Annotated in this window: 12 protein-coding genes; 10 read left to right on the top strand and 2 right to left on the bottom strand. The window is 68.8% G+C overall.

Features of this window, described 5'->3' with window-relative positions:
• Window positions 1–45 precede the first annotated feature (45 nt).
• The 8 genes from ABFG95_RS26175 to ABFG95_RS26210 all read left to right on the top strand — a co-directional run bounded on the left by ABFG95_RS26175 (window position 46) and on the right by ABFG95_RS26210 (window position 8,034).
• Window positions 46–990, top strand: coding sequence for an ABC transporter permease (locus ABFG95_RS26175; RefSeq protein ID WP_049074460.1), 945 nt, complete (start codon window positions 46–48; stop codon window positions 988–990).
• Window positions 987–1,865, top strand: a complete 879-nt coding sequence (gene nikC, locus ABFG95_RS26180; RefSeq protein WP_049074457.1) for a nickel transporter permease — start codon at window positions 987–989, stop codon at window positions 1,863–1,865. Before ABFG95_RS26175 ends, nikC begins: the two co-directional genes overlap by 4 nt.
• A 14-nt stretch (window positions 1,866–1,879) precedes the next feature.
• Window positions 1,880–3,739 (top strand): dipeptide ABC transporter ATP-binding protein, encoded by a 1,860-nt coding sequence (locus ABFG95_RS26185; RefSeq protein ID WP_104010920.1) that lies wholly within the window; start codon window positions 1,880–1,882, stop codon window positions 3,737–3,739.
• A 125-nt stretch (window positions 3,740–3,864) separates the two neighbouring features.
• Window positions 3,865–4,401: a YaeQ family protein gene (locus ABFG95_RS26190; protein WP_049074453.1), complete on the top strand. Its 537-nt coding sequence runs from the start codon at window positions 3,865–3,867 to the stop codon at window positions 4,399–4,401.
• Between the two features lie 31 nt (window positions 4,402–4,432).
• Window positions 4,433–5,014, top strand: coding sequence for a hypothetical protein (locus ABFG95_RS26195; protein ID WP_144419142.1), 582 nt, complete (start codon window positions 4,433–4,435; stop codon window positions 5,012–5,014).
• Between the two features lie 121 nt (window positions 5,015–5,135).
• Window positions 5,136–5,735, top strand: a complete 600-nt coding sequence (locus ABFG95_RS26200; RefSeq protein WP_049074448.1) for a TetR/AcrR family transcriptional regulator — start codon at window positions 5,136–5,138, stop codon at window positions 5,733–5,735.
• A gap of 125 nt (window positions 5,736–5,860) precedes the next feature.
• Complete coding sequence (locus ABFG95_RS26205; RefSeq protein ID WP_348995085.1) at window positions 5,861–6,559, top strand: SDR family oxidoreductase; 699 nt, start codon at window positions 5,861–5,863, stop codon at window positions 6,557–6,559.
• Window positions 6,560–6,615: 56 nt separating this feature from the next.
• Window positions 6,616–8,034, top strand: a complete 1,419-nt coding sequence (locus ABFG95_RS26210) for a DHA2 family efflux MFS transporter permease subunit (RefSeq protein ID WP_348995086.1) — start codon at window positions 6,616–6,618, stop codon at window positions 8,032–8,034.
• A gap of 76 nt (window positions 8,035–8,110) precedes the next feature.
• Here the strand turns inward: ABFG95_RS26210 and ABFG95_RS26215 are convergent, their stop codons facing one another.
• The gene (locus tag ABFG95_RS26215; protein WP_049077900.1) at window positions 8,111–8,731 is read right to left on the bottom strand and encodes a chorismate lyase; all 621 of its coding nucleotides are present in this window, start codon (window positions 8,729–8,731) and stop codon (window positions 8,111–8,113) included.
• 126 nt (window positions 8,732–8,857) lie between these two features.
• Between ABFG95_RS26215 and ABFG95_RS26220 the strand changes: the two genes are divergently transcribed.
• Window positions 8,858–9,589, top strand: a complete 732-nt coding sequence (locus tag ABFG95_RS26220; RefSeq protein ID WP_049074441.1) for an rRNA pseudouridine synthase — start codon at window positions 8,858–8,860, stop codon at window positions 9,587–9,589.
• Window positions 9,590–9,675: 86 nt separating this feature from the next.
• Here the strand turns inward: ABFG95_RS26220 and ABFG95_RS26225 are convergent, their stop codons facing one another.
• Window positions 9,676–10,599 carry a LysR family transcriptional regulator gene (locus ABFG95_RS26225; protein WP_225856667.1) on the bottom strand — a complete coding sequence of 308 codons (924 nt, stop codon included), beginning with the start codon at window positions 10,597–10,599 and terminating at the stop codon, window positions 9,676–9,678.
• Between the two features lie 318 nt (window positions 10,600–10,917).
• Here ABFG95_RS26225 and ABFG95_RS26230 point away from each other — a divergent pair, with 318 nt between their 5' ends.
• Window positions 10,918–12,111 carry an efflux RND transporter periplasmic adaptor subunit gene (locus ABFG95_RS26230; protein WP_049074437.1) on the top strand — a complete coding sequence of 398 codons (1,194 nt, stop codon included), beginning with the start codon at window positions 10,918–10,920 and terminating at the stop codon, window positions 12,109–12,111.
• Window positions 12,112–12,115: the final 4 nt, after the last annotated feature.

The following is a 12,115-nucleotide window of genomic DNA, read 5'->3' on the forward strand; positions in this document are numbered from 1 at the left end:
GACGGGCCGGCTCCGTCCGCCGCTTTCGTTCTACGGTTTTCCCTCATGCTCAAACTCATCTTGCGCCGCGTGATCGTCGCGATACCGACCCTGATACTGGTGTCGATGATCGTCTTCATGCTGCAGAAAATCCTGCCCGGTGACGCGGTGCTGACCATGGCCGGCGAAGAGCGCGACCCGGCCGTGCTGGACTATCTGCGCGAAAAATACCGCCTCAACGACCCGCTGCCGGTGCAGTACGTCGCCTGGGCCACCCAGGTGGTGCAGGGCGACCTGGGCAAGTCGCTGCGCACCGACGTGCCGGTGACCACGCTGATCGGGCAGAAGCTGCCCGTGACCTTGCAGCTGGCCGCCATGGCGATGTTCTTCGCGCTGCTGATCGGCATCCCCATGGGCATCGTCGCGGCGGTGCGCAAGGGCAAGCCGGTCGAGATGGGCGCCAACATCGCGGCGCTGTCCGGCATGTCGATCCCCAATTTCTGGCTCGGCATCATCCTGATCATGGTGGTGTCGGTGCAGTGGAAGCTGCTGCCGGCCTCGGGCTACGTGTCGCCCAGCGAGGACTTCTGGCTGTCGATCAAGACCATGCTGATGCCGGCGCTGGTGCTGTCCACCGCCATCGCCGCCTACCTGATGCGCCACACCCGCTCGGCCATGCTGGAGGCATTGTCCGCCGATTACGTGCGCACCGCGCGCGCCAAGGGCGTGTCGCCGCGCCGCGTGGTGCTGCGCCACGCGCTGCGCAACGCCCTGATGCCGATCGTCACGCTGGTGACGCTGCTGTTCGGCGAACTGATGGCCGGCGCGGTGCTGACCGAGCAGGTCTTCACCATCCCCGGCTTCGGCAAGCTGGTGGTCGATGCCGTTTTCACGCGTGACTACGCGGTGGTGCAGGGCGTGGTGCTCTGCGTGGCGGTGGGCTTCATTCTGATGAACCTGCTGGCCGACATCCTGTACATCCTGGTCAATCCCCGTCTGAGGCACGCATGAGCGCACTTCCCGCAACGGCCGCCGCCGTCACGCCGCCCCGCGCCCGCAACCGCGCCTGGGCCAAGTTCAAACGCAACCACGTCGCCATGCTGGGCCTGGGCATCGTGCTGTTCTTCGTGCTGGTGGCCCTGGTGGCGCCGCTGATCGCCAACCACGACCCGTTCCAGACCAGCTTCACCACCATCCGCAAGGCGCCGTCGGCGTCCTACTGGCTGGGCACCGATGAACTCGGTCGCGACATCTTCAGCCGCATGGTCTATGGCGCCCGCGCCTCGCTCATGGCCGGCCTGGTGTCGGTGCTGATCGCGCTGGTGGTGGGCGTGCCGTTCGGCCTGGCCGCCGGCTACTTCGGCGGCTGGACCGACAGCTGCATCTCGCGCGCCACCGAGGCGCTGCTGGCGATCCCGTTCCTGATCCTGGCCATCGCGCTGGCTGCCTTCCTCGGGCCCAGCCTGACCAACGCCATGATCGCCATCGGCGTGTCGGCCGCGCCCAAGTTCATCCGGCTCACGCGCGGGCAGGTGCTGGCCGTCAAGAACGAGGACTACGTGCAGAGCGCCCGCGCGCTGGGCGCCTCGGACCTGCGCATCATCTGCCGCCACGTGTTCCCGAACGTCATGCCGCCGCTGATCGTGCAGGCCACGATCACCATCGCCACGGCCATCATCGCCGAGGCCAGCCTGTCGTTCCTGGGCCTGGGCCTGCAGCCGCCGAACCCATCGTGGGGCTCGATGCTGAACACCGCCAAGAACTTCATGACCCAGGCGCCCTGGATGTCGATCTTCCCCGGATCGGCCATTTTCCTGGTGGTGCTGGGCTTCAATCTGCTGGGCGACGGGCTGCGCGACGCGCTGGATCCCCGTCAGGACAAGTAATCATCATGGCAACCATGGATCCCAAACGCGTCGTCCAGGTCAACGACCTGACCGTGCGCTTCAAAACCCCCGAGCGCGTCGTCGAAGCGGTGCGCAACGTGTCATTCCACGTCGACCGCGGCGAAACCCTGGCGATCGTGGGCGAGTCCGGCTCGGGTAAATCGGTCACCTCGCTGGCGCTGATGCGCCTGGTGGAGTACGGCGGCGGCCGCATCGTCAACGGCGGCATGCTGCTGCGCCGGCGCAACGGCGACGTGCTGGACCTGGTCAATGCGCCCGACAGCACGCTGCAGCGCGTGCGCGGCGCCGACGTGGCCATGATCTTCCAGGAGCCGATGACCTCGCTCAACCCCAGCTTCACGGCCGGCAACCAGATCGCCGAGGCGCTGCAACTGCACCAGGGGCTGGACGCGGCCGCGGCGCGCGCGGAAACGCTGCGCATGCTGGAGCGGGTGCGCATCCCCGAGGCCCGCGCCATCCTCGACCGCTATCCGCACCAGCTGTCCGGCGGCATGCGCCAGCGCGTCATGATCGCCATGGCGCTGTCCTGCAAGCCGCAACTGCTGATCGCCGACGAACCCACCACGGCGCTGGACGTCACCATCCAGGCCCAGATCCTGCAACTGATCCGCCAGTTGCAGGAAGAAATGGACATGGGCGTGATCTTCATCACCCATGACATGGGCGTGGTGGCCGAAGTGGCCGACCGGGTGCTGGTGATGTATCGCGGCGACAAGGTCGAGGAGGGCGGTTCCGACGACGTCTTCGCGCGGCCGCAACATGCCTACACCCGCGCCTTGCTGTCGGCCGTGCCGCGCCTGGGCGCCATGCATGGCACCGACGAGCCGGCGCCGTTCCCGCTGCTCAAGGTCGAGGAAGCCGCGCGCCAGGCCGAGCCGGCGGCCGCCCCGGTGGCGCAGCCGTCCACCGTGCGCCGCGACAACGGCCCGGTGCTGAAGGTGCGCGACCTGACCACCAGCTTCGACATCACCGGCGGCATCTTCGGCCGGGTGCAAAAGCGCGTGCACGCCGTCGAGAAGGTCAGCTTCGACCTGTATCCCGGCGAGACCCTGTCGCTGGTGGGCGAATCCGGCTGCGGCAAGACCACCACCGGCCGTTCGCTGCTGCAACTGGTCAAGAGCAAGAGCGGCACGATCGAGTTCGACGGCCAGAACATCGGCGCGCTGCGCGGCAGCGCCATGCAGACGCTGCGGCGCCATATCCAGTTCATCTTCCAGGATCCGTTCGCCTCGCTCGACCCGCGCATGACGGTGGGCTATTCCATCATGGAACCGCTGCTGATCCACCGCGTGGCCAGCGGCGCGGCGGCGCAGGAGCGGGTGCGCTGGCTGATGGACAAGTGCGGCCTCGCGCCCGAGATGATCGACCGCTATCCGCATGAATTCTCGGGCGGCCAGCGCCAGCGCATCTGCATCGCGCGCGCCCTGGCGCTGAACCCCAAGGTGGTGATCGCCGATGAATCGGTCTCGGCCCTGGACGTGTCGATCCAGGCGCAGATCGTCAACCTGCTGCTGGACCTGCAGCGCGAGCTGGGCGTGTCGTTCCTGTTCATCTCGCACGACATGGCGGTGGTCGAGCGCGTCAGCCACCGCGTGGCGGTGATGTACCTGGGGCAGATCGTCGAGATCGGCCCGCGCCGCGCCATCTTCGAGAATCCGCAGCATCCCTACACCAAGAAGCTGATGGCGGCGGTTCCGATCGCCGATCCGCAGCGCCGCCATCGCGAGCGCTCGCTGCTGGTCGACGAAATCCCCAGCCCGATGCGCAAGCTTGGCGACGATCCCCTCGTGGAGCCGCTGGTGCGGGTCGGGGAAGGGCACTACGTCGCGCGCCATTCCGTCGGCGTGTACTGAGCCGTGGCGCGGGCGCCCGCCGGCAAAGCGGCGGGCCCTCGCCGCGGCCCGCGCGGGCCGGCCGCGCCACAGGCGGTATCATGGCGGCCTTCAGTCATTCGCCCCATTCAACGGATTTTCTCGCCATGGCCCTGCGCGCCACTATCTACAAGGCCGACCTCAACGTGGCCGACACCGATCGGCACTACTACGGCAGCCACGCGCTGACGGTCGCCCGCCATCCCTCCGAAACCGACGAGCGCATGATGGTGCGCCTGGTGGCCTACGCGCTGCAGGCCCAGGAAGAGCTGTCCTTCACCAAGGGGCTGAGCGACACCGACGAGCCGGACCTGTGGGTCAAGGACCTGACTGGCGCCATCACCCTGTGGATCGAGGTCGGGCAGCCCGAGGAGCGCCGCATCCTGCGCGCCTGCGGCCGCGCCGAGCAGGTCATCGTCTACTGCTATGGCGGCTCCGCCAGCAGGATCTGGTGGGACGGCGTGCGCAACAAGCTGGAACGCACCCGCAACCTGAAGGTCATCAATCTGCCGTCCGAGCAGACACGCGCGCTCGCCAATCTGGCCGAACGCACCATGCAGCTGAACGCCAACATCTCGGACGGCGTGGTGTATTTCTCGGCCGACAAGGGCGAAGTCAGCATCGAACCCGAAGTCTGGCGCTGATACCGCCAGGCCCTTTCCTGGAGTCGTAGGGATGAGGAAGACCCGAGCATTGGCATGGGCGGCATTGCCGCTGATGGTATTTTCGCTGCAGGCGGTCGCGGCGCCCGCCGAGGAGCCGGCCACGGCCGCCACGGACCGCATGCACGTGTTCGCCGGCGGCCAGAAGGTGCTGGTCCCGGCGGGGTGGGAACTGCTGCAGGGGCCGGCGCAGGCTGGCCAGGAAATGATCATGATCGCCAAGCCTGGCGCCACCGCGGCCGACAACCAGACGTGTTCGGTCTCGCTGCGCACCATCGATCCCCCGGCGCCGCTGGGCGAGCAGGATGCCGTCCTGCCCGAAGTCGCCTGGAGCATGATGTATTCCGACCAGCAGGTGAAGGTGCTCGAGAACGGGGTGTCGACCCTGGCCGGGCTGCCGGCGCACCAGGCCCTGCTGGCCCTCACCCAGGGGGACGACCGCCAGGTGGCGCTGGTGCGGCTGCGGTTGGCGGACGGCTACACCTGGTCCCTCATGTGCTCGTCTGGAGCCTATCACCCGGGCGTCGCCCGGGAGGGCTTCGACCGCACGGCCGGGACGTTCCGCAAGGTGCTGGACAGCTTCAGCGCGCCCTGAGGGGGCTTTTCCGCCGCGCCGGCGCGCGTTCCGTGAGGAATCGTGCGCCGCAACAAAAAAAGCGTGCAAAGCGCGCGGGGTGGATTTATATTATGGTCATCATATTCAGGAGTGCCTGATCATGGCCGGCCCCGCTTCCCGTAAAGAAATGTCCCACGACCGCATCGTGGAAGCGGCCGCGCGCGCGATCCGGCGGGTCGGTTACGCCGGCGTCGGCGTGGCCGACGTCATGAAAGAGGCCGGGCTCACGCACGGCGGCTTCTACGCGCATTTTCCGTCCCGCGATGCCATGCTGGTGGCGGCGATGGAACGCGCCGGCCGGGATGGCGCGGCGCGCATGGCGCAGGGCATGGCGCGACGCCGCGCCGAAGGGGCCAGCCCCCTGCGCGCCCTGGTCGAGAGCTATCTGTCCGAGAACCATCTGCTGGCTTGCGAAAGCGGGTGCCCGATTTCGGCGCTGGCGTCGGAAATGCCGCGCCAGTCGCCCGAGGTCCGCGACATCTCGGCCAGTCGGGTGACCGGCCTGGTCGGCGTGGTGCGGCAGGCGCTGCCGGCCGACGCCGGCCCGCACGCGGCGATGGCGATCACCAGCAACCTGGTCGGCGCCATGCAACTGGCCCGTGCGCTCGGCGACAACGAGCAGGGCCGGGCCATGCTGGCGGCCGCGCGCCAGTCCATCCTGGACCAGTACGACAGCGAGGGCCGTCAAGCCGCCCACTGAACCCCTTTTTTCCGGGCCGCCGCGCGCGGCCCTTCTTCACTCCATGAATATGATGATCATCATATTTATATAACCGGCCGGTGTTTCCGACCCCCGCCAGAACGCAGCACCCAAGGAAAGACATCATGCAACTGAAGAACGCCACCGTCCTCATCACCGGCGCCAATCGCGGCATCGGCCTGGCCTTCGCCCGCGAGGCGCTGGTGCGCGGCGCCCGCAAGGTCTACGCCGGCGCGCGCGATCCGGCCAGCGTCACGCTGCCGGGCGTGCAGGCCATCCAGCTCGACGTCACCAGTGACCGGGACGTGGCCGCCGCCGCCGCGCTGGCCAGGGACGTGACACTGGTCATCAACAATGCCGGCATCGCCGCCATGGGCGGCTTCCTGGCCGAAGGCAGCATCGAATCGGCGCGCCGCCACCTGGAAACCAATCTGCTGGGCTCGCTGCGCGTGGCGCAGGGCTTTGCGCCGGTGCTCGCGGCCAACGGCGGCGGCGCGCTGCTGAACGTGCTGTCGATCGCCAGCTGGATCAACCGGCCGATGCTGGGCGTGTACGGCATGAGCAAGTCGGCCGCCTGGGCCCTGACCAACGGGCTGCGCCACGAACTGCGCGAGCAGGGCACGCAGGTGCTGGGCCTGCACATGGGGTTTGTCGATACCGACCTGACGCGGGGACTGGACTCGCCCAAGAGCACTCCTGAATCGGTGGTGCGCCAGGCCTTCGACGCGCTCGAGGCCGGCGCCGAGGAAGTGCTGGCCGACGACGCCACGCGCCAGGTCAAGCAGGGCCTGTCGGCCCAGCCGCCCGTCTACCTGCAGGCATGAACCGCGCACGCCACGCCTTCGCGACCTTTCCGACGACACTTCCGAGTCCGATCGACATGCATTCGAATGCCACCTCCGCGGCTCCCCATGCCGCCGCCGCGCCGCTCGCGGCCCAATCTCCCTGGCCGATCTTCTGGATCGCCAGCGTGGCCGTGTTCCTGGTTTCCCTGGACGCGACCATGCTCTACGCCGCGTTCGGCGCCATGCGCGCCGGCTTTCCGCAGGCCTCGGCCGCCGACATGTCCTGGGTGCTGAACGCTTATACGGTGGTCTACGCCGCCATGCTGATCCCGTCCGGCGGTCTGGCCGACACGCATGGACGCAAGCGCATGTTCATGGTCGGGGTGCTGCTGTTCCTGGCGGCCTCGGCTGCCTGCGGCCTGGCGGGCAGCGTCGGTTGGCTGATCGCGGCGCGCGTGGCGCAGGCGGTCGGCGCGGCGCTGCTGACGCCGGCCTCGCTGTCCATCGTGCTTGCCGCCTTCCCGGCCTCGCAGCGCTCGGTGGCGGTGAGCCTGTGGGGCGCGGTGGCCGCGCTGGCGGCGGCGGTCGGTCCCAGCCTGGGCGCGTTCGTGGTCGATGCCGCCGGCTGGCCGTGGGCCTTCTACATCAACCTGCCGCTGGGCGCGTTGTCGCTCTGGTTCGGCGCCAGCCGCCTCAAGGAATCGGTGCGGCCCGAAGCGCGGCGGCGCGTCGACGGCGTCGGCATGGCGCTGCTGATGGTGGGCGTGGGCGCGGTGGCGCTGGCCATCGTGCAGTCGGAATCGCCGCACTGGAGCCGTGGCGAATTGTGGGTGGTGGCGGCCATGGGGCTGGTGTCGCTGGCGGCCTTCGTGGGCTGGGCCCGCAGCACGCCGCACCCGCTGGTCGATCTGGCGCTGTTCAAGCATCGCACCTATCGCTACGTGAACCTGGCCACGCTCAGCTTCGGCATCGCCTTCGCGATGATGTTCTTCGCCTTCTTCTTCTACATGACCGGCGTCTGGCACTACAGTCTGCCGCGCGCGGGCCTGGCCGTGACGCCGGGCCCGCTGCTGGTGATGCCCACCGCGATCATCACCGGCAAGCTGGCGGCGCGCCTGGGCCATCGCCCGTTCCTGGTGGGCGGCTCGCTGGTGTACGCCGCCAGCGGACTGTGGTTCCTGCTGGTGCCGGGCGCCGAGCCCGCCTACCTGGCGCATTGGCTGCCCGGCTTGATCCTGAGCGGGTTGGGCGTGGGCCTGGTGCTGCCGTCGCTGGCCGGCGCCGCCGTCAACCGCCTGCCGCCGCAGCACTACGCGGTGGGCAGCGCCGTCAACCAGGCCACGCGCCAGATCGGCGCGGTGCTGGGGGTGGCGTTGACGGTGCTGTTGCTGGGCAAGGGGGCGCTGAGCCACGCGGACTTCGATCCGCTGTATATCGGCCATGTGGGGCTGGCGCTGCTGACGGGCCTGCTCTGCCTGGCGGTGGACACCCGGCCGCGCCCCGCGCATGCGTAAGCGCCTGCGCGGCGGGAACGAGGCGGGGGTGTGCTGGGCGCAGGCGTGCGGCGCGGCGCCCGGCGGCGCCTCGCGGCTAGCGCGGCGTGCGCTGGTGCGGCACCAGCGGCGGCGCCGCGCGCCCGGCCACCAGGCGCCAGAAATCCGGCAGGAAGCATTCCGCCACCAGCAGCGGCTGGCCCTGGCGCCAGAACACCGAGCGTCGCGCCCAGACCCGCTCGGCGTCGCACCGGCGGCCATTGGCGGCCAGCGCGCCAGCGGCGGTGGCGTGAAACGGCACCGGCGAGGCCAGCCGGCGGCAAGCGAACGGCGAGCGGATCACGGTGCTGTCGTGATACAGCATGTCCGCCAACGGCCGCGTCAGCAGCCGCCGCATGCCCTGCCAGGCGCCGTGCGAGGCGCGCAGCGGCGTCAGGCTGCGCGCCGGCACGCTGTCGATGCCGTCCACCGACATCAGCACCTCGCGCACCCAGACGGGCGCGCCGGGCGCGATGCGCATGGCGTGCGCTTCGTCGGCGGGCGCGCCGTCGGCGTACTCGGCCAGCACCCGCAGGCGCACCTGGCCGACCTGGCGCAGGCCGGCGGTCAGGGCGCCGGGGCGGAACAGCCAATGGCGCTGGGCAAGGGTCAGGACAGGCGGGGCGCTGGCCAGCCAGCCGGCGGCCAGGGGAGGGCGATGTGCTGCTGCTGAGGTCATCATGGCTGCGTATTATGCCAAGGCCGGCGCGCGGCCTGGCCCCCGCGCCCTGTGGCCAATTGCCGCAGGGGCGCTGGCGGCCGCTCGGCGGCGGCGCGGGCGGGGCCTGCGCATACAATACCGGCCATGGAAAAAGTACGAATCTCCAAGCTCATGTCCGAGCGTGGACTCTGTTCGCGCCGCGAGGCCGACAGCTATATCGAGCGCGGTTGGGTGCGGGTCGACGGCGAAGTGGTGTCCGAGCTGGGCGCGCGCGCCTTCCCGAACCAGGTCATCACGCTGGAACGCGCCGCGCAGGCGCGCCAGACGTCGCGCGTCACCATCCTCATCAACAAGCCGGTGGGCTACGTCTCGGGCCAGGCCGAAAAGGGCTACACGCCCGCGGTGGCGCTGATCGACGCGCGCTCGCGCTTTGCCGGCGACCGCAGCCCGCAGCGCTTCGAGCGCGGCCACCTGGACGGCCTGGCCGTGGCCGGGCGGCTGGACATCGATTCGCAGGGCCTCCTGGTGCTCACGCAGGACGGGCGCGTGGCCAAGCTGCTGATCGGCGAAGATTCCAGCATCGACAAGGAATACCTGGTGCGGGTGCAGGGCGAACTCTCCGAGAACGGCCTGGCGCTGCTGAACCACGGCCTGTCGCTGGACGGCAAGGCGCTCAAGCCGGCCCAGGTGCGCTGGCAGAACCACGACCAGTTGCGCTTCGTGCTGCGCGAGGGCAAGAAACGCCAGATTCGCCGCATGTGCGAACTGGTCGGGCTGAAGGTGGTGGGCCTGAAACGCGTGCGCATCGGCCGCGTGGCCCTGGGCGACCTGCCGCTGGGCCAGTGGCGCTACCTGCGCGACGACGAACGCTTCTGAACGCGGCGGGCGCGACATGCCGCCCGCCAAGGGGGCCGGCGCTCGCCGGCCGCGCACAGATTTTTCAGTCTGTTTCCGGCCGCCTTTCATTTCATGAAGGGCGCGGTATCCTTCGCCTGCCCGTCGCCGCCCAGGCGCTCCATCAGGAACTCGATGAAGATCCGGGTCTTGGCGGGCAGCAGCCGGGTTTCCGTGACGGCATACACGGGGAATGGGCCAAGTTGCCAGTCCGGCAGCACGCGCCGCAACTGGCCGGATTTCTGCTCGGCGGTCTGGCCGCCGACCAGCACGGTGATGCCCGCGCCCAGCATCGCCAGGCGCCGCGCCATTGCCACGCCGTTCACGGAAAAGCGGTTGCCGGGGGTGAACTGGATGTGCTGGTCGCCGCTGTTGAGCGGCCAGCGGGTCACGCGGCCGGCGCCTTCGGCGCGGAACTCGATGCACTCGTGGCGGGTCAGGTCACTGGGGTGCTTCGGTTCCCCGTGCTTCTCCAGGTATTCGCGCGAGGCGTACAGATGGGCCGGCAGCATGCCCAGCAGCCTCGCAATCTGCGTCGAATCGGGCAGTTCGCCGATCTCGATGGAAATATCGCAGGTCTGGAACACGCGTTGCGCGTGATCGGGATTGGCAAGGTCCAGGAAAAACGTGACGTCGGGATAACGGCGCGAGAATTCCATGAACGATTCAGCCAGGAAATCGGTGCCGAAATCGGCCGGCATGTTCACCCGCAGGGGGCCGGACGGCGTGTCGACCAGCTTCTGCAGTTCCTCGTGGGCGATCTGGGCCTCGGCGACGATGCGCTGGCAGCGCTCGAAATACAGCCGGCCGGCGTCGGTCAGCTCCACCTTGCGGGTAGTGCGGCTGAGCAGGCGCAGGCCCACCGACCGTTCCAGTTCGGCCACCTGGCGAGACAATGTCGATTTGGGCACCCCCAGGGCGGCCGCCGCACGGCTAAAACTGTGCGTCTTGGCGACTTCCACGAAGAGTTCCATGCCTTGTAGACGTTTCATGGAAGGGATTCTGTCACAGGATGGGGCGGTTTATTGTCCCATATCTGGAATGATGTTTTCTCAATATGCCTCTTTGTTTCTCGGGCGGGATAACGCAAAATGCCGATTCTGCAATGCAGCAAAGCGTCGAAGCCCTGCCTGAATGTCTGAGGCGAAACCACACCCCAGTCAATCCTCACGAGCCGCAACGATGCGCGGTTCGGGTTGCGCCGTTGCTGTCGCCGGTTGTCCGGCGGACACCGCGGTCGCCCCGCGGGCGCAGGCCACGGCGGGCGGGTATGACGCTACCTTTTTAGTTGGAAATCGGGAATGCAATCTATGAACAAGAAAAGCGCGATGTGGCGCGGTGCGGCGGTGCTTACGCTGACGGCATCGGCCCTGACGTTGGCCGCTTGCGGCAAGAAACAGGAAGCACCCCAGGCGGGCAAGCCGCAGGTGACGGTCGTCACGCTCACCACCAAGCCGGTTTCCCTGACCACTGAATTGCCCGGCCGCACCTCGCCGTTCCGCGTCGCCGAAGTGCGGCCGCAGGTCAACGGCATCGTGCAGAAGCGCCTGTTCACCGAGGGCGGCGAGGTCAAGGCCGGCGACCAGCTCTACCAGATCGACCCCGCGCTCTACCAGGCCAGCTTCGACAGCCAGAAGGCCGCCCTGGCGCGCGCCCAGGCGCAGCAGAAGACCGCCGCGCTGCTGGCCGAACGCTACAAGCCGCTGGTGGCCACCCGCGCCGTCAGCCAGCAGACCTACGACAACGCCGTGGCGGCGCGCGACCAGGCCGTCGCCGACGTGCTGTCGGCCAAGGCCGCGCTCGACACCGCGCGCATCAACCTGGTCTACACCAAGGTGCTGTCGCCGATCAGCGGCATCATCGGCCGTTCCTCGGTCACCGAGGGCGCGCTGGTCACGGCCAACCAGGCCACGGCCCTGGCCGCCGTGCAGCAGATCGACCCGATCTACGTCGACGTGACCCAGTCCAGCGTGCAATTGCTGCGCCTGCAGAACGCGCTCTCCAGCGGTCAACTGAAGAAGGCCGAGGGCGAGCAGGCCGCGCTGGTCACGCTGACGCTGGAAGACGGCTCGCAATACACCCAGCAGGGCAAGCTGCAGTTCTCCGAAGTCACCGTCGACCCCGGCACCGGCTCGGTCACGCTGCGCGCGGTGTTCCCCAACCCGGACCGCCGCCTGTTGCCGGGCATGTTCGTGCGCGCCCGCCTGGTCGACGGCGTTGCCGCCGACGGCCTGCTGGTGCCGCAACGCGGCGTGACGCGCAACCAGCGCGGCCTGCCGACGGCGCTGGTGGTCAATGCCGAGAACAAAGTGGAACTGCGTGAAATCAAGACCGACCGCGCCATCGGCGACCAGTGGCTGGTCACCGACGGCCTGAAGGCCGGTGACAAGGTCATCGTGGAAGGCGTGCAGATGGTGCGCCCGGGCGTCGAGGTGGTTGCCTCTGAAGCCAGCGCCAAGCCGGCGCAGCAACCGCAGGCGGGCGCCGCGGCGGCCAAGCAGTAGTCAG

The sequence above is a fragment of the Achromobacter sp. HNDS-1 genome, assembly GCF_040084795.1.
Lineage (GTDB): Bacteria > Pseudomonadota > Gammaproteobacteria > Burkholderiales > Burkholderiaceae_B > Achromobacter > Achromobacter ruhlandii.